16 protein-coding genes are annotated in these 15,443 nt (G+C 68.7%); 6 read left to right on the forward strand and 10 right to left on the reverse strand.

Annotated elements, in window-relative coordinates; translation table 11 throughout:
* Positions 1 to 121: 121 nt before the first annotated feature.
* Both dapA and BUA54_RS06035 read left to right on the forward strand, forming a co-directional pair.
* Positions 122 to 994, forward strand: coding sequence for a 4-hydroxy-tetrahydrodipicolinate synthase (gene dapA, locus BUA54_RS06030; protein ID WP_072856336.1), 873 nt, complete (start codon positions 122 to 124; stop codon positions 992 to 994).
* Positions 995 to 998: 4 nt separating this feature from the next.
* On the forward strand, positions 999 to 1,505 hold the full coding sequence (locus BUA54_RS06035) for a metal-dependent hydrolase (protein WP_072856337.1): 507 nt from the start codon (positions 999 to 1,001) through the stop codon (positions 1,503 to 1,505).
* A 52-nt stretch (positions 1,506 to 1,557) separates the two neighbouring features.
* Here BUA54_RS06035 and BUA54_RS06040 read toward each other — a convergent pair whose 3' ends face one another.
* Entirely contained in the window at positions 1,558 to 2,736 is a 1,179-nt protein-coding gene (locus BUA54_RS06040; protein WP_072856338.1) for a winged helix-turn-helix domain-containing protein, read from the reverse strand.
* A 91-nt stretch (positions 2,737 to 2,827) separates the two neighbouring features.
* Here BUA54_RS06040 and smpB point away from each other — a divergent pair, with 91 nt between their 5' ends.
* The 4 genes from smpB to pdeM all read left to right on the forward strand — a co-directional run bounded on the left by smpB (position 2,828) and on the right by pdeM (position 6,233).
* Positions 2,828 to 3,301: an SsrA-binding protein SmpB gene (gene smpB, locus BUA54_RS06045; protein WP_072856339.1), complete on the forward strand. Its 474-nt coding sequence runs from the start codon at positions 2,828 to 2,830 to the stop codon at positions 3,299 to 3,301.
* 69 nt (positions 3,302 to 3,370) lie between these two features.
* Entirely contained in the window at positions 3,371 to 4,237 is an 867-nt protein-coding gene (sseA, locus tag BUA54_RS06050; protein WP_072856340.1) for a 3-mercaptopyruvate sulfurtransferase, read from the forward strand.
* Positions 4,238 to 4,248: 11 nt separating this feature from the next.
* Positions 4,249 to 5,433, forward strand: coding sequence for an amino acid aminotransferase (locus tag BUA54_RS06055; RefSeq protein WP_072856341.1), 1,185 nt, complete (start codon positions 4,249 to 4,251; stop codon positions 5,431 to 5,433).
* A gap of 104 nt (positions 5,434 to 5,537) precedes the next feature.
* Positions 5,538 to 6,233 (forward strand): ligase-associated DNA damage response endonuclease PdeM, encoded by a 696-nt coding sequence (gene pdeM / locus BUA54_RS06060; RefSeq protein ID WP_072856342.1) that lies wholly within the window; start codon positions 5,538 to 5,540, stop codon positions 6,231 to 6,233.
* Positions 6,234 to 6,295: 62 nt separating this feature from the next.
* Here pdeM and BUA54_RS06065 read toward each other — a convergent pair whose 3' ends face one another.
* The 9 genes from BUA54_RS06065 to tolQ all read right to left on the reverse strand — a co-directional run bounded on the left by BUA54_RS06065 (position 6,296) and on the right by tolQ (position 15,437).
* Complete coding sequence (locus BUA54_RS06065; RefSeq protein ID WP_072856343.1) at positions 6,296 to 6,877, reverse strand: MOSC domain-containing protein; 582 nt, start codon at positions 6,875 to 6,877, stop codon at positions 6,296 to 6,298.
* A gap of 83 nt (positions 6,878 to 6,960) precedes the next feature.
* Positions 6,961 to 8,874 carry an ATP-dependent zinc metalloprotease FtsH gene (gene ftsH, locus BUA54_RS06070; RefSeq protein WP_072856344.1) on the reverse strand — a complete coding sequence of 638 codons (1,914 nt, stop codon included), beginning with the start codon at positions 8,872 to 8,874 and terminating at the stop codon, positions 6,961 to 6,963.
* Positions 8,875 to 8,961: 87 nt separating this feature from the next.
* A complete protein-coding gene (gene tilS / locus BUA54_RS06075) occupies positions 8,962 to 10,245 on the reverse strand; it encodes a tRNA lysidine(34) synthetase TilS (protein WP_072856345.1) in 1,284 nt (427 codons plus the stop codon).
* 32 nt (positions 10,246 to 10,277) lie between these two features.
* Positions 10,278 to 11,105: a tol-pal system protein YbgF gene (gene ybgF, locus BUA54_RS06080; RefSeq protein ID WP_072856346.1), complete on the reverse strand. Its 828-nt coding sequence runs from the start codon at positions 11,103 to 11,105 to the stop codon at positions 10,278 to 10,280.
* On the reverse strand, positions 11,105 to 11,638 hold the full coding sequence (gene pal, locus BUA54_RS06085) for a peptidoglycan-associated lipoprotein Pal (protein ID WP_072856347.1): 534 nt from the start codon (positions 11,636 to 11,638) through the stop codon (positions 11,105 to 11,107). Before pal ends, ybgF begins: the two co-directional genes overlap by 1 nt.
* A 62-nt stretch (positions 11,639 to 11,700) precedes the next feature.
* Complete coding sequence (gene tolB / locus BUA54_RS06090) at positions 11,701 to 13,029, reverse strand: Tol-Pal system beta propeller repeat protein TolB (RefSeq protein WP_072856348.1); 1,329 nt, start codon at positions 13,027 to 13,029, stop codon at positions 11,701 to 11,703.
* 104 nt (positions 13,030 to 13,133) lie between these two features.
* Positions 13,134 to 14,270 carry a hypothetical protein gene (locus BUA54_RS21180; RefSeq protein WP_072856349.1) on the reverse strand — a complete coding sequence of 379 codons (1,137 nt, stop codon included), beginning with the start codon at positions 14,268 to 14,270 and terminating at the stop codon, positions 13,134 to 13,136.
* Between the two features lie 3 nt (positions 14,271 to 14,273).
* Complete coding sequence (gene tolR, locus BUA54_RS06100) at positions 14,274 to 14,759, reverse strand: protein TolR (protein ID WP_072856350.1); 486 nt, start codon at positions 14,757 to 14,759, stop codon at positions 14,274 to 14,276.
* A gap of 3 nt (positions 14,760 to 14,762) precedes the next feature.
* The gene (tolQ, locus tag BUA54_RS06105) at positions 14,763 to 15,437 is read right to left on the reverse strand and encodes a protein TolQ (protein ID WP_178352712.1); all 675 of its coding nucleotides are present in this window, start codon (positions 15,435 to 15,437) and stop codon (positions 14,763 to 14,765) included.
* Positions 15,438 to 15,443 lie beyond the last annotated feature (6 nt).

The raw sequence follows: 15,443 nt of genomic DNA on the forward strand, positions 1-15,443 counted from the left end.
ATGGTATCTGTCGCACGGGCGCGTGCAACGCACAATCTTGGCATTCCGGGGAAAGCCGTCTAGGGTCCGCGACGTTCCGCAGGCCCGCCGGGCCCTGCCCTCACCACAGGACTGCGCCCCCATGTTCAAAGGCTCCTACGTCGCCCTCGTCACCCCCTTCGTGGACGCAGATGTGGACCTGGACGGGCTGAAACGGCTCGTCGACTGGCATGTGGATCAGGGCACCGACGGTCTCGTGCCGGTCGGCACCACGGGCGAAAGCCCCACCCTGACCCATGCAGAGCACGATCTGGTGGTGAAGACCGTGGTCGACCATGCGGCAGGTCGCCTGCCGGTGATCGCCGGGGCCGGATCGAACAACACGGTGGAAACGGTGCGGCTGGTCATGGCCGCAAAGGCCGCCGGTGCCGATGCGGCGCTGGTCGTGACCCCCTATTACAACAAGCCGACGCAAGCCGGCCTGATCGCCCATTTCACCGCCGCCGCCGACTGCGGCCTGCCCATCGTGATCTACAACATCCCCGGCCGGTCCGCCGTGGACATGAGCGTCGCCACCATGGCCGAACTGGCGAAGCACCCGATGATCGTGGGCGTCAAGGATGCAACCGGCGACCTGTCCCGCGTGCCGAAGCAGCGGATGACCTGCGGCACCGACTTCTGCCAGATGTCGGGCGAGGATGCCACGGCGCTCGGCTTCAACGCCCACGGCGGCGTGGGCTGCATCTCGGTCACCGCGAACGTGGCCCCGGCGCTCTGCGCGCAGATGCAGGAGGCGACGCTGGCGGGCGACTACGCCACCGCGCTCGAGATCACCGACCGCCTGATGCCGCTGCACGAAGCGATCTTCATGGAACCGGGCCTCGTCGGCGCGAAATACGGCCTGTCCCTGCTGGGCATCGGCAACGACGCGGTAAGGCTGCCGCTGGTCGGGCTGACCGACGGCACGAAGGACCGCATCCGCGCCGGGATGGTCCACGCGGGCCTGCTGAACTAGGCCCATGTTCATCGCGCATCTGCCGGCAGGCTACCTCGCGACGCGCGCGATGGCCTGCAGGCTTGATGTCCCGCGGGGACTGCGCGGCAGGCTGATGGCCTTCGGTCTTGTCTGTTCGGTCCTGCCGGACGCCGACCTGCTGTGGTTCTATCTGGTCGACAACCGGCAGACGGAACATCACGACTACGTCACGCACTGGCCCCTGTTCTGGATCGCCCTCGCCGCCCTGGCTGCGGCGCTGCCGTGGGGCAGGACCCGCAGGACGGCCCATGCCTTCATCGTCACCGGCCTGATCTGCCTGCTGCTCCACATGGCGCTCGACAGCTTTGCCGCCGCGATCTACTGGCTTCGGCCGTTGTCCGACGTGCATGTCAATGCGGTCACGGTCCCCGCCCGCTTCGACTGGTGGGTCTGGAATTTCGTCCTGCACTGGACCTTCGCGATCGAGATCGCGATCTGCCTTGCCGCCGTCGCCGTCGCGGGCAGCCAAGGTCGCCGGACCGCAGGCTGACGCGCAGGGGACGGCGGGTGGGGCGCATTTGCGGGCCTGCCCGCAAACAGCGTCACACGCCGTCCCGCAACCAGCCGTCCGCGTATACGACCTCGCCGCAGCCGCCAAAGCGCGCCGCCCGCGCCAGTTCCGCCCGCAACCGCGCCAGTCGCCCGGCCCCCATCCGCACCCCGGCCTCCGGCCAGAAGGCGCGCACCGCCAGCACCTCGCCCTGCCGCGCCATGTCGATGCGCCCGATGGCACGGTCGCCTTCCCAGACCGGGAAAACATAATAGCCATAGCGCCGCTGCGGCGCCGGGACGAAGATCTCGATCCGGTAGTGAAAGCCGAACAGCCACTCTGCCCGCTTGCGGTCCCGCAGTGCTGGATCGAAGGGCGACAGGATGCGCACCCGACCCGGCACTTCGGGCCGCGTGTCGGGCACGTCGGGCCGCGCCAGACAGCGCCGCCGCTTGCCTGCATGGCCGATCACGTCCAGCGGGATCGCCCGCCCCGCGGCCAGTTCGGCCGCGGACCAGGCCGCCGCCTCGGCCGGCGTCACCACCGCCCAGAAGGCCGCGATCTCGCCCGGCGTCGCAAAGCCCAGCCGGTCCAGCGCCGCCCCGCACAGGTGGTCGATCGTCGCCGCCGCATCATGCGCCATGTCCCGGACCGCCTGCGGAATCACCCGCTCGGTCAGGTCATAGACCTTGCGGAACCCCTCGCGCTTCAGGACCGACACCCGCCCGCTGCGCCAGAGGTATTCCAGCGCAGTCTTGCTGGGGTGCCAGTCCCACCAGCCGCCCCCCGTGCGCGCCTCGTCCACCCCCACATCGCCGGAGGTGCAGGCGCCGTGATCCGCGATCTGACGCAGCACGGTATCGACCTGTCCGCCGAAGCCCGCCGGGCGGTCGATCTCCCACCGGCTTTCCAGCCGCGCGGCGTCACGGGCAAAACGCAGACGCCAGTGCGGCCACAGGTCCATCGGAATGACAGAGGCATCGTGGGTCCAGTGCTCGAACACCGCGCGATCGCGGGCCAGCAGGCGGTCCAGTGCCTTCGGGCGATAACTGCCGTGCCGCGCCCACAGGATCAGGTCGTGGGCCCGGGCGAAGGTGTTCACGCTGTCGACCTGCACGAAGCCCAGATCGTCGATCACGGCGCGCGCGCTCTGCCCGGTTTCGCGCCCCAGCCCGTGCCGGGCCAGAAACACGCGCCGCGCCGCCGCATTGTCCAGAACCGTCACCGTCATCGCATCCTCCTTGCCCCGGTCACCATGGCCCGGACGACAGGCGGCCGCCAGCCTTGCCCTGCCCCGCCGCTTCCCCTATCTGCATCGGACCATGGCCAAGAAACCCGAGAACAAGAACTACAAGGTCGTCGCCGAAAACCGGCGTGCCCGCTACGACTACGAGATCCAGGAGGATCTCGAGGTCGGGATCATCCTGCGCGGGTCGGAGGTCAAATCCCTTCGCACCGGACAGTCGAACATCGCCGACAGCTATGCCTCCGTCGACGACGGAGAGCTGTGGCTGACCAATGCCTACATCGCGTCCTATGAACAGGCCATGTTCGGGCACGAGGCGCGGGCCAAGCGCAAGCTGCTGGTCAAGTCCCGCGAACTGGCGCGCCTGTGGAACGCGACCAAACGCGAGGGCATGACCCTCGTGCCGCTGGTCATGTACTTCAACGACCGCGGCCTGGTGAAGCTGAAGATCGCCGTGGCCAAGGGCAAGAAGAACCACGACAAGCGCGCGTCGGACGCGAAACGCGACTGGGCCCGGCAGAAGCAGCGCATCCTCAAGACCCACGACTAGGCGCGGGCCAACTTGCGAAGCCGCTGACGCTGCGCTAGGCAGTGACCGACCCGAGAGGAGAGGTGCGCCATGGCCGAGACGTCCGACGATCCGCAAACGCTGGTCAGCACCGACTGGCTGGCCGCCCACCTGAACGATCCCGACCTGCGCCTGCTCGACGCATCATGGCACATGCCGGACACCGGCCGCGACGGGCGCGCCGAATACGCAGAGGCCCATATCCCCGGCGCCCGCTTCTTCGACATCGATGACATCAGCGACGCCCGGTCCGACCTGCCCCACATGGCCCCCGCGACCGAGAAGTTCATGTCGCGCCTGCGTGCGATGGGCGTGGGCGACGGCCATCAGGTCGTGGCCTACGACAGCACCGGCCTCTTTTCCGCCGCCCGCGTCTGGTGGCTGTTCCGCCTGATGGGCAAGCGCGACGTCGCGGTCCTCGACGGCGGCCTGCCGAAATGGCGGGCCGAGGGGCGAGAGACCGAGGACGTGCTCCCCGTCATCCGCGACCGTCACATGACCACCAGCCGCCAGAACCATCTGGTCCGCGACGTGACGCAGGTGGCCCGCGCCGCCAAGCTGGGCGATCACACCATCCTCGACGCCCGCGGTCCGGGCCGGTTCACCGGCGCGGAAAAGGAACCCCGCGCCGGCCTGCGCAGCGGGCATATCCCCGGCGCCCGCAACGTGCATTACGCGACGCTGCTGAACGAAGACGGCACGATGAAATCCGTCCCCGCCCTGCAAAAGGTCTTCTCTGACGCCGGTGCCGACCTGACGAAGCCGGTGATCACCACCTGCGGATCGGGCGTGACGGCGGCGATCGTCAACCTCGCGCTGGAACGGATCGGCAAGACCGACCACGCGCTCTACGACGGGTCATGGTCCGAATGGGGCATGTATCCCGACCTTCCCATCGCAACCGGCCCCGCCGACTAAGGACGCCTTTCATGTTCCAGACCCTCAAGGCGCAGCCCGCCGACAAGATCCTGTCCCTGATGCAGGCCTACAAGGCGGACCCCCGCGATGCCAAGATCGACCTTGGCGTCGGCGTCTACAAGGATGCCAGCGGAAACACCCCCGTCATGCGCGCGGTGAAGGAGGCGGAACGCCGCCTCGTCGCCGACCAGACGACGAAGGCCTACGTCGGCCTTGCGGGCGATCCCGCCTTTGCCGACGCGATGATCGACCTGCTGCTGGCCGACACCCTGCCGCGCGCGCGTATCAGTGCCATCGCAACCCCCGGCGGCACGGGGGCGATCCGTCAGGCGCTCGAGATGGTGAAGCTCGCCGCCCCGGACGCCACCGTCTGGATCAGCAATCCGACCTGGCCGAACCATCCGTCGATCATCAGGTTCCTCGGGATGAAGGTCCGCGAATACCGCTACTTCGACGAGGCCACCCGCGGGGTCGATATCGACGGCATGATCGCCGATCTGGGCACCGTGGCCGAGGGCGATGTCGTTCTGCTGCACGGCTGCTGCCACAACCCGACCGGCGCCAACCCGACGGCGGACCAGTGGGACCGGATCATCGCCACCCTGCAGGACCGCGGCGCCGTGCCGCTGGTCGACGTGGCCTATCAGGGCTTCGGCGACGGGCTGGAAGAGGACGCCCAGGCCACGCGCAAGATCGTAGGCGCCTTCCCCAACCTGATGATCGCCGCCTCCTGTTCCAAGAACTTCGGCATCTACCGCGAACGGACCGGCATCCTGATGGGCATCGCCCGCGACGCGGCCGAGGCGCAGCTGACCCAGGCCAACCTGAACTTCCTGAACCGGCAGAACTACTCCTTCCCGCCGGATCATGGCGCCCGCGTGGTCACGACGATCCTGACCGATCCCGCCCTGCGCGCCGACTGGGAGGCGGAGCTGGAAGAGACGCGCAACACCATGCTCGACCTGCGCCGCCAACTGGCGGAAGAGCTGCGCCGCCTGTCCAACGACGACCGTTTCGATTTCATCGCCGATCACCGGGGCATGTTCAGCCGCCTCGGCACGACAGAGGACAGGGTCGAGACATTGCGTGCCGATCACGGCATCTACATGGTCAGCGACAGCCGCATGAACATTGCCGGTCTGAATACGCAGACTGTGCCGATCCTTGCCCGCGCCATCGTCGACGCCGGGATCTGACCGGACGGACCCGCCGTCGGGCGGGTCCGCACCACCGCCTCCGTTGCCGTCCTGACCCAACCCGCGCACTTGAACTTCCCTGCATATCCGCTCTAGAACGGATCATGAACAGCCATTCCTTTACATTTGGTGAACATCGCCTGACCGCCCTGCCGTCGGGGGCGCTCTGGTGGGCGGCCCGCCGCCTGCTCTGCGTGTCGGACCTGCACCTGTGCAAGTCCGACCGGGTCGCCCGCCGCTCCGGCCAGATGCTGCCCCCCTACGAGACGCAGGAAACCCTGTCGAAGCTGGGTCAGGACATCGCGCTGACGGATCCCGCGACCGTGCTGTGCCTTGGCGACAGCTTCGACGACCTGATGGCCGCCGACAGCCTTGGCGCCGCCGATACGGGGATGCTCACCAGCCTGCAGGCCGGGCGCCGCTGGCTCTGGCTGGAAGGCAACCATGACCCCGGTCCGCTGGCCTTCGGCGGCACCCATCTGGCGGTGCACGGCGACGGCGACCTGACCTTCCGCCACATCGCGAGCGCGACGGCACGCGAGATTTCGGGCCATTACCATCCGAAGCACGCGATTCCCGGTGCCGGCGGCGCGCGCCCCTGCTTCCTGACCGACGGAAACCGCCTGATCCTGCCCGCCTACGGCGCCTATACCGGTGGCCTGCGGGCGACGGATCCCGTGCTGGCAGGCCTCTTCACCGGGCAGACCGTGGCGATCCTGACAGGTCATCGGGCGATCTGCGTGCCGCTGGGTGGCGGTGTCAGGGCGACGCCAGTTCGCCGGCGCATCGGGATCCGCTAGCGCGGGTCATGGGACGGTGGGCGGGGCGCCTTCGGGCGCAGCCCGAACAGCGCCGGCTACCGTCAGGGACGCCACGCCCGCTGCCCCGGCACGTGCAGCACCAGCGTATCGCCCAGCCGCAGGGTGCCCGGCCGTTCGACCCAGGCCGTGATGCCACGCCGGCCGGCGGCGGCGGCCTTGAAGGCCTTGCCGTGGCCCGGACGGGCGTCCTCGATCGTCTTCGCCACAAGGGTGCAGGGCTGGTTCAGCATGTCGACGGTCAACGTCACGCCGTCGGGGCCCTGCAGCCGCGACGACGGCGGCACATGGGTGAAATCCGGCAGGCCGCTTACCACGACCGACGCGCCGAGCCACGCGGGATCGACCGCCTCCAGCCCCAGCTTGTCCGCGATGACGGCCAGTTCTTCGGCGCTGACGACGCTCACCTGCCGCACGTTGCGGATCACCGTGCCCTTGGGGTACTGGGTCGTCACCCGGCTGCAGGACTCCCGCGTCAGGCCGGCGTGGACCTCGCCCACCATGCCCTCGAAGCCCAGTGCCATCTCCTCCAGCGGCTCGCCCACGATTTCCAGCGCATCGCGGTGCGGGACCCGGCCGAGCCATGTCACGCGACCCCGATGGTCCGTCTTTTCAAGCGCCGGCATGGCATCACTCCCTGACTGCAAAACGAAAGGCCCCGTGCGTTGCAGCACGGGGCCCCGAAAAGATCAACGGCGAAAAGACAGGATCAGGCGCTCGGCTCTGGCTCCATCCCGCCGTCCGCCCGCGGCTTCTTGCGGGTCTTCGGCACCGAGGGGATCGCGTTCCCACCCGACGGGGGCGTGTCGTCCAGATCCTCGCCCCGGTTCAGCGGCTCGCCGGCGATGACGCGGGTGATCTCGTTGCCGGTCAGGGTCTCGTATTCCAGCAGACCTTGCGCCAGACGCTCCAGATCGTCGCGTTTTTCGGTCAGGATGCGTTTGGCGGTGTCATAGCCTTCCTGCACCAGCTGCTTGACCTTGTCGTCGATGATCTTCTGCGTGTCCGCCGAATGGTTCGTGCCGCCGCCGTAGTTCCCCAGATAGGAGTTCTGCTCGTTGGCGTAATCCACGAAGCCCAGTTCCTCGGCGTAGCCGAACTGCGTCACCATCGCGCGGGCGATCTTGCTGACCTGCTGGATGTCCGACGAGGCACCGGATGTCACCTGATCCTTGCCGAAGACCAGCTCCTCGGCCACGCGGCCCCCCATCGCCATCGCGATCTTGGAGGTGTACTTCGTGTAGCTGACCGACAGCTGGTCACGCTCCGGCAGGCTTAGCACCAGACCCAGCGCGCGGCCCCGCGGGATGATGGTGGCCTTGTGGATGGGGTCATGCTGCGGGACGTTCAGGCCGACGACGGCGTGACCGGCCTCGTGGTAGGCGGTCAGCTTCTTCTCGTCCTCCGTCATCACCATGCTGCGACGCTCGGCGCCCATCATGACCTTATCTTTGGCGCTCTCGAAATCGATCATCGTCACGAACCGGCGTCCCACGCGGGCCGCCATCAGCGCACTTTCGTTCACGAGGTTGGCGAGGTCCGCACCGGAAAAGCCGGGCGTGCCGCGGGCGATGATGCGCAGGTCTACGTCGGGGCCCAGCGGCACCTTGCGGGCGTGGACGCCGAGGATCTTCTCGCGGCCCTTGATGTCGGGGTTCGGCACCGTGACCTGACGGTCGAAACGACCGGGGCGCAACAGGGCCGGGTCCAGCACGTCGGGCCGGTTGGTGGCCGCGATGATGATGATGCCCTCGTTGGCCTCGAAACCGTCCATCTCGACCAGCAGCTGGTTCAGCGTCTGTTCGCGTTCGTCGTTGCCGCCGCCGTAGCCTGCGCCACGGGACCGGCCCACGGCGTCGATCTCGTCGATGAAGACGATGCAGGGCGCGTTCTTCTTGGCCTGTTCGAACATGTCGCGCACGCGGGACGCACCGACACCCACGAACATCTCGACGAAATCGGAACCCGAGATCGTGAAGAACGGCACGCCCGCCTCGCCCGCGATGGCGCGCGCCAGCAGGGTCTTGCCGGTGCCCGGAGGGCCGACCAGCAGCGCGCCCTTGGGGATCTTGCCGCCGAGGCGCGAGAACTTCTGCGGGTTGCGCAGGAATTCAACGATCTCTTCCAGCTCGTCCTTCGCCTCATCGATGCCAGCGACCTCGTCGAAGGTCACGCGGCCATGCTTTTCCGTCAGCAGCTTGGCCTTGGACTTGCCGAAGCCCATGGCGCCGCCCTTACCGCCGCCCTGCATCCGGTTCATGAAAAAGACCCAGACGCCGATCAGCAGCACGAAGGGCAGCAGGCCGATCAGGAAGCTGGACAGCTGCGATTGTTCCTGGCTTTTCGCGGTCACGGGAATGTTGCGCGCGATCAGCAGGTTGGTCACTTCCGCGTCCGAGGGCTTGATCGTCACGTAGTCCCGACCGTCATTGCCGCGATAGCGCACCTGTTCGCCATCCAGCGTGACGCTGCTGACCGAGTCGCTTTCGACCGCGCTGACGAATTCGGAATAGCTCTTGGAATTGCTCATCCCCGCGCCGGTGCCGCCGCTGAACAGGTTGAACAGCGTCAGAACCAGAAGGAACAGGACGACCCAGAAGACGATGTTGCGCGCGTTGCCCAATGGAAGGCTCCTTTGACATCGGGAAAATGACGCGGAACCATGCCGCGCCTCGTGTTGTCATGCAAAATAGACATTCCGGCGCGATCTTCAATGCGCAAGCAGCCGTTTGGGAAACTCTCCGCCGGGGGGCCGATGGTCGCTGTCGTAGGCCGGGCCAAAGCCGAGGGGGCGGCAGGCGACCAGCCGGTCGCCGTCCCAGACGGCAGGCAGGCCGGTCAGCACGACGCGGGGGGCCCGCGGCCGCGGCAGACCGGAGATCTGGCGCAGGCCGTCCTCTGTCAGGGCGCGGACCTGCAGGCCCTTGATGTCAGGGCCATAAAGCGCCCAGCGCCGGTCCCAGAGGGTGTCGTCGCCGACCGGCGCGGACAGCGTCGCAACGCGCGCAGGTTCGCGCGCGATCCAGAGCCTGTCGCCGCGCGGCACGACGATGCCGCCGTGCAGCGTCACGATCCCGCCGCCCGACGCACGGTCAAGCGCGTCCTCCAGCGCGGTCAGGCGGGGGCGATAGGTCGCAGTCGCGACCATCTGCAGGGCCGCCGCCAGCAGGCGCAACTGCGTCTCTGCCTCGGTCGCGGCAAATCCGTCGCGGTCCAGCACCACGCAACCGGGGGCGGTGGGATCGGTGCGGGCGATCTGCAGGGCCACGTCGTGCGCCCGGCGCCCCAGCGCCACCTGCGCGCGCCGCATGTGCCGCGCGGTCGTGGCCAGCGTGGCGACATCCAGCCCCTCTGCCCCGATCAGGCGGCGCATCCGCACGCGGGCATAGGCGGTGTCGTCGTTCGACGGGTCGTCGGCATAGGGGATGTGCAGTGTCTTCAGGTAATGCCGCAGGGCCGCCCGGTCGGTCTCTAGCAGCGGTCGGGCGATGAACCAGTCGGGCGCCATGACCGCCGGCCGGGGCGGGCCGTCCGCGTCATGGATCGGCGGCGCCGAATCCGCCGGCAGGCGCGTCATATCCGCCATCGCCGCCAGGCCGTCCACGCCGGACCCGCGGGCCAGCCGCATCAACAGGGTTTCCGCCTGATCGTCACGGGTGTGGGCCATCAGAACGTGGCGGCAGACGCCGCGCCAGCGCCCGATCAGGTCGCGGCGGGCTGCGCGGGCTGCATCCTGCAGGTTGCCGCCGCCGTCCCAGCCGCCCCAGCGCAAAGTGCTGTGACGCAGGCCCAACGCCTTGCATTCCGCCGCGACCATCGCCGCCTCGGCCGCGCTTTCGGCCCGCAGACCGTGGTCGACCGTCGCGACCCACAGCCGCACGCCGTAGACATGCGCCCAGCCGGCGGCGAGGTGCAGCATCGCCATGCTGTCGCCGCCGCCGGACACGGCAAGCGCGATATCTTCGGGGAAGTCCGGGCCGAACATCTGCCCCATGCGATCCGCGAACCGCCGGGGCAGATCGGTCCCTAGGGACACGACAGCGCGACGCGCGTGTTTGCGGCGTCGGCCACGAAGGGCGAGGTCGGGAACCGGACCGCGACCTCGTTCAGGGTCACGCAGGCGTCCTGATTCTGGCCCACGTCGCCCAGCGCCTTGCCCAGACGGAACAGCGCCTCCGGCGCCGCCTTGCCTTCGGGATTGCCCGAGAACGCCTCGAGGTAGGCGCGGGCGGCGTTGGATGTGTCGCCGAGGCCTTCGAGCGCCTTGCCACGCGCCAGTGCCGCGTCTTCGGTCAGGGTCGATCCCGGGTAGGTCGTGCCAAAGGCCGCAAGGAGATCCGCGGCGCTGCGAAAGTCACCGGATGCGAGCGCCTCCTGCGCCCGCTGGTAGTCCTGACTTTCGCCGATGGCGAGTTGCGGGGCGTCCGGCGTGGCCGGGGCGGGGGCCGGCACCTGCGCGGCGGAATCGACACCGCCCAAGGAGGGCGTGTCGCCGAGGGCGCCGATGTCGCAGCCTTCCTCGATCTCGCAAAGCCGGAATTCCAGATCGCCGATCCGGTTGGTGCCGTCGGTGGTGATCCGGTTGATCCGGAACTCCAGCTCCTCGGTCTTGCCGGTCAGGCGCGTGAGCTCGCTTTCGATCGCGTTCAGGCGGTCGAGCGGGGTGTTGCCCACCGCGCCCGTGGTCAGCGCGCCGGTCGTCGACAGTTCCGCCCGCAGGCCCTGCACGTCATTGTAGAGCGTGCCCAGCTGCTGGCGGATGTCCGCCAGCGTCGAGGCCTTGTCCTGCGCCGTGGCGGTCGTCGCACCGAAGATCAGTGCGCCCACCGCCAGTGTCCGTGCGACGCCCCGCATCAGCTGAGCGATCCGACCGAAATGACCGTCACCGCGCGGCGGTTCTTGGCGTAGCATTCCTCGTTCGAGCAGACCTCGATCGGGCGTTCCTTGCCGTAGCTGATGGTGCGCAGGCGGGTGGCGGCGACGCCCTTGGACGCCAGATATTCGCGCACCGCATTGGCCCGGCGCGCGCCGAGGGCGAGGTTGTATTCCCGTGTCCCCTGCTCGTCCGCGTGGCCTTCGATGATCGCGAGGTAGTCGCTGTTGGTCTGCAGCCAGTTCGCCTGCGCGTCGAGCGTGGCCTGCCCCTGCGGCGTCAGGCTGCTGCTGTCCACGACGAAGAGCACGCGGTCGCCCACGGTCTGCTGGAAATAGGCCGCGCTGCGCGGGTCGGAGGCGCCGCCGTTGCCGGCAGGCATCGTGTTGCCCAGCGGCGCGCCGCCGTTCGCCATCCCGTCGGCGCCGTTCGCCCCGCCGAACCGGTCCGGCCGGGTGCAGGCCGCGGTGGACAGCGCCAGCAGAACCAGCATCGCCTTGGTCGTCATCTTCATGTCAAATCGTCCCTATGAACTGCTCTTGATATCACTCTAGCACGGCACGACGGCCATGTTAATCATGGCTGCAACGGGCCCCACGACGGGTCGGATGCGCCGCCCTGCACGGGGATTTCCTTCAGATTCCGGCCGGAAATATCGACCGAATACAGCGCCGAGGTGCCGCCGGCCCCCTGCGTTTCGCGGGTGAACATCAGCACCCGGCCGTTGGGCGACCACGTCGGCCCCTCGTCAAGGAACGAGGTCGTCAGCAGACGCTCCTCTGACCCGTCGGTGCGCATGACGCCGATGTGGAACTGTCCGCCGTTCTGGTTGGTGAAGGCGATCAGGTCGCCGCGCGGCGACCAGACCGGCGTGCCGTAGCGGCCCTCGCCGAAGGAGACGCGCCGCGGCTCGCCGCCGCCCGCCGACATGATGTAGATCTGGCTGCCGCCAGAGCGGTCGGATTCAAAGACGATCTGGCTGCCGTCGGGGGAGAAGCTCGGCGCCGTTTCGATGCTGGGCGCGTTGGTCAGCCGGGTCGATGCGCCGGAGTTCAGGTCCGACATGTAAAGGTCGGTGTTGCCGCCGTTGGCGATGGAATAGACCACCCGGCTGCCGTCCTTGGAAAAGCGGGGGCTGAAGGCCATCTCGCCCTCTGCCGTCGCGACCTGCCGCTTGGTGACGGAGCCCACGTCCAGCAGGTTGATCCGCGGAAAGCCCGATTCGTAGGAGGTGTAGAGCACCCGGTCGCCCGAGGGCGAGAAGCGCGGCGCCAGCACGATCGCGCTGCTGTCGGTCAGGAACTGGGTGTTCGCACCGTCGAAATCCATGATCGCCAGACGCTTCTGGCGGTTGTCCTTCGGCCCCTGCTCGGCCACGTAGACGACGCGGCTGTCGAAATAGCCGCCCTCGCCGGTGATCCGGCTATAGGCGGCATCGGCCACCTTGTGCGCCATCCGCCGCCAGCCGCCGGTGGTGCCGGCGAACTGCAGGCCCTCGCCCAGCTCTGCCCCTGTGAACACATCATAAAGGCGGAACTTCACCGTCAGCTGGTCGCCGTTCACCGCCACGGCGCCGCCGATAAGTGCCTGCGCGTTGATCGCCCGCCAGTCGGGATAGGCGACGGGAGAGCCGAAGGCCCCCATCTGGCTGATGTAGGCGCTGGATGGGATTTCCCGAAACAGGCCCGTGCCGCTCAGATCCTGCGCCACGAGGCGGCTGATGTCGCTCGCCAGCTGCTCCGCCCCCGCCGTCTCGGCCGTGAAGGTCGGCACCGCGAAGGGCAGCGGCTCGATCACGCCGTCGGTGATGGTCAGCCGCAGGGGACTGCCTTGCGCCAGCACGGGGGCGCTCGTGCCCAGCGCCAGCACGGCGGCCAATGCGGCAATCATGAACCGGTTCTTCATTGCTCTCGTCCTCACTCGCAGGGCTTTGCGCCCGTTTGCCTGTTGTTGCCACACTATCAAGTGCGCTTCCGTCTTACTACGCCCGACCGGCGATCTTTCGCCGCTTAGCGCAATCGCATGCCGGACGGGTCGAAGGTGATCTCCACATCCTGCCACTCGCTGTATTTCTCTGCCGGCAGGTCATAGCCGCCGGTGCCCTGACAGCGCAGGATCGCGCGGCGTGCCGCATCGTAGGCGATCTTCGTCGCCGCAGCATCGCCGCCCGTCGCGGCCACCTGTCGCACGTCGCTGTTCACCTTGCCGTCCTGCCCCAGTGAAAAGCCCACCGTCATCGTGACCCGCGCCGCCTGAGAGCCGGGGTCCACGTTCCAGCATCGGTTCACCGCCACGCGGAACCCCTCGCGCTCTGACCCCGTCAGCGGCGGGCCCTGCGGGACGTTGGCCGCTTGGGCGGGCGCCGCCGCAGCGGCTGTCGCGGCCTCCAGCGCCGCCTGCACGGCGGCATCGTCCACGGGCGGCGTCTCTGCCTCGGCGGTCTCGGTCTCGGGCTCCACCTCCGGCGCCGGGGGAGGTGTCGGGCGGTTGGGCCGGGTCCGGGGGCGCGGAATCTCGGTCAGCTTGCCCTGCGGCGTCTCAGCCTCGGTGACGATTTCCGTGGCCGCCTCCTCGGGGGCGGTTTCCTCCTGCGCCTCCTCGACGACGGGCGCATCGGGGGCGGCATCGGGGCTCGCCTGATCCTGCGCCACGTCGGCGGGGGCCGCGTCGGGGGGTGGCGGCGCCACCGGGTCCGGCGTGATCCGCTGCGCCGGGCGCGGCACCGGGCGCGGGCTTTCGGTCAGGTCGGGCGCTGCCACGACCTCCTCGGCCGGGGCGCCGGGGCTGGCGGGGGCGTCGCTGATGACGGGCACAGGCTCCGGCGGTTCCGGCGCGGGAGGCGGCGGCAGATCGGGGCTGGGCGGCTCTGCCACGTCGGGGGGCGGCGGGGTCGCGGCCGCCTCCTCCTGCACCGGCACCTCGGGCGCCGCCTCGGCGGCGGGCGCTTCGGGCGCCTCCGGCGGCGCCTCGGTCGGGTCGGGCGTCGTCGCGGCCACGATCGCGGCATATTCGTCGGAACTCACCACGGACACTTCGCTGACCTCGAAGGGCAGCGGTTCGGCGTTGAACCCCCATCCGACGATCAGCCAGACCAGCAGCGCCAGATGCCCTGCCGCCGAGACATATGTGCCCGTCGTCCGCTGCATCCGCTAGTTGCCCGACCCCGTCGGGTCCGATGCCGCCACACCCGATCCGGTCAGCGTCGTGCCGCCGATGTCGGTGACGAGACCGATGTTGGTGAACCCGGCTGCGTTCAGTGCGCCCATCACCTCTGCCACACGGTTCCAGGCGTTGGTGCCGTCCGCGCGCAGGAAGATGCGGTCGCTGGTGCGTTCCGCCGCGATCGCCTGCAGCTTGGTGATCAGCTCATCCTCGGCCGTGTCCGTGGTCTGGATCGCAAGGCTGCCGTCGGCCTTGATCGTCACGGTCAGCGGCTCCTCCTCGTCGGACGGCAGCGCGCTGGCCGCCGTCTTGGGCAGGTCCACCGGCACGCCCACGGTCATCAGCGGCGCCGCCACCATGAAGATGATCAGCAGCACCAGCATCACGTCGACGAAGGGCGTGATGTTGATCTCGGCCATGGGCTGCGCCCGGCCCCGCCGCCGGCCCCGCCGGTTGCCTGCCTCGGCCCCCATCGCTCAGGCGTCCAGCTGGCGCGACAGGATGGTCGAGAATTCGTCGGCGAAGGCTTCCCAGCCCGCGACGATCCGGTCCGCATCCGCGCTCAGCTTGTTGTAGAAGATGACGGCGGGAATGGCGGCCATCAGGCCCAGCCCGGTCGCCAGCAGCGCCTCGGCGATGCCGGGCGCGACAACGGCGAGGTTGGTGTTCTGCGCCTGCGCGATCTCGATGAAGGCGTTCATGATCCCGAAGACCGTCCCGAACAGGCCGACGTAGGGCGCCACCGACCCGGTCGTCGCCAGCACCGCAAGACCCTTCTGCAGCTTGGCGGTCTCCTTGCCGATGGCCACGTCCATGCTGCGGTCGATGCGCGCCTGCGCCCCCGCGATCAGGTCGCCGTCCTGCCGGTGGCTGCGCCGCCATTCGGTCATGCCGGCGGCAAAGATCACCTCTGCCGCCCCGCGGGGTGCAGGCCCCACCTGATCGAACAACTGATCCAGCGGCTCGCCGCTCCAGAAGGCGTGGTCGAACTGCTCTGCCGCGGCACGGGCGCGGCGATACTGGATCGTCTTGTCGACGATGATCGACCAGCACCAGACACTGGCGCCGATCAGCATGAACATGACGAGTTTCACGAGGATGGTCGCATTGGCGAACATCGACCACATCGTGATGTCGGTGACTGTTTCCATGGTGCC

The organism is Loktanella atrilutea, assembly GCF_900128995.1.
Taxonomy (GTDB): domain Bacteria; phylum Pseudomonadota; class Alphaproteobacteria; order Rhodobacterales; family Rhodobacteraceae; genus Loktanella; species Loktanella atrilutea.

Bases quoted from the DNA above. Each gene is read 5' to 3' on its own strand.
- dapA (WP_072856336.1), top strand. From the start codon at position 122: ATGTTCAAAGGCTCCTACGTCGCCCTCGTCACCCCCTTCGTGGACGCA.
- BUA54_RS06035 (WP_072856337.1), top strand. From the start codon at position 999: ATGTTCATCGCGCATCTGCCGGCAGGCTACCTCGCGACGCGCGCGATG.
- BUA54_RS06040 (WP_072856338.1), bottom strand. From the start codon at position 2,736: ATGACGGTGACGGTTCTGGACAATGCGGCGGCGCGGCGCGTGTTTCTG.
- smpB (WP_072856339.1), top strand. From the start codon at position 2,828: ATGGCCAAGAAACCCGAGAACAAGAACTACAAGGTCGTCGCCGAAAAC.
- sseA (WP_072856340.1), top strand. From the start codon at position 3,371: ATGGCCGAGACGTCCGACGATCCGCAAACGCTGGTCAGCACCGACTGG.
- BUA54_RS06055 (WP_072856341.1), top strand. From the start codon at position 4,249: ATGTTCCAGACCCTCAAGGCGCAGCCCGCCGACAAGATCCTGTCCCTG.
- pdeM (WP_072856342.1), top strand. From the start codon at position 5,538: ATGAACAGCCATTCCTTTACATTTGGTGAACATCGCCTGACCGCCCTG.
- BUA54_RS06065 (WP_072856343.1), bottom strand. From the start codon at position 6,877: ATGCCGGCGCTTGAAAAGACGGACCATCGGGGTCGCGTGACATGGCTC.
- tilS (WP_072856345.1), bottom strand. From the start codon at position 10,245: ATGGGGCAGATGTTCGGCCCGGACTTCCCCGAAGATATCGCGCTTGCC.
- ybgF (WP_072856346.1), bottom strand. From the start codon at position 11,105: ATGCGGGGCGTCGCACGGACACTGGCGGTGGGCGCACTGATCTTCGGT.
- pal (WP_072856347.1), bottom strand. From the start codon at position 11,638: ATGAAGATGACGACCAAGGCGATGCTGGTTCTGCTGGCGCTGTCCACC.
- tolB (WP_072856348.1), bottom strand. From the start codon at position 13,029: ATGAAGAACCGGTTCATGATTGCCGCATTGGCCGCCGTGCTGGCGCTG.
- BUA54_RS21180 (WP_072856349.1), bottom strand. From the start codon at position 14,270: ATGCAGCGGACGACGGGCACATATGTCTCGGCGGCAGGGCATCTGGCG.
- tolR (WP_072856350.1), bottom strand. From the start codon at position 14,759: ATGGGGGCCGAGGCAGGCAACCGGCGGGGCCGGCGGCGGGGCCGGGCG.
- tolQ (WP_178352712.1), bottom strand. From the start codon at position 15,437: ATGGAAACAGTCACCGACATCACGATGTGGTCGATGTTCGCCAATGCG.